At 48.4% G+C, this 744-nt stretch carries 1 protein-coding gene; it reads left to right on the plus strand.

All coding sequences use genetic code 11. The features are described 5' to 3' along the window. The coding region (locus R7Q46_RS26775; protein ID WP_318078170.1) for an FHIPEP family type III secretion protein at positions 1-744 on the plus strand (744 nt) is incomplete at both ends.

Genomic DNA, 744 nt, shown 5'->3' on the forward strand with positions numbered 1-744 from the left:
GCAGCGAGCCGATTTCTCAACGTGAGTTGTCGTGGGATGACGTTCAACCTGTTGATATTATTGGTTTAGAAGTGGGGTATCGATTAATCCCGCTGGTGGATCGTGACCAAGGCGGAGAGTTATTAGAGCGCGTGAAAGGCGTTCGTAAAAAGCTCTCACAAGATTTTGGTTTCTTGATCCCAGCTGTACACATTCGCGACAACCTTGAGCTGACGCCAAACAGCTACAGAATTACCCTGATGGGCGTTGCGGTGGGTGAAGCGGAAATTCGCCCAGACCAAGAATTGGCGATTAACCCTGGTCAGGTTTACGGCATGATTGATGGCGAACCGACCATGGACCCGGCATTCGGCCTAGAAGCCGTGTGGATTCGTGAAGAGCAGCGCGAGCACGCTAAGGCTCTCGGTTATACCGTGGTGGATTCATCGACGGTTTTGGCAACCCATCTAAGTCAGTTATTAACCAACAACGCATCGCAGTTGATTGGTCATGAAGAAGTACAGAATTTATTGGAGATGCTAGGCCGAAGTGCACCGAAATTGGTGGAGAACTTCGTACCGGATCAACTCCCATTAGGTGTGGTGGTGAAAGTGTTGCAGAACTTGTTGAATGAAGCCATTCCAATTCGCGACATTCGTACTATCGTACAAACCTTGGCTGAGTACTCAAGTAAGAGTCAAGAACCTGACATATTAACAGCGGCGGTTCGAATCAGTCTGAAACGTCTAATTGTTCAGGAAATCA

The organism is Vibrio sp. 811, assembly GCF_033339195.1.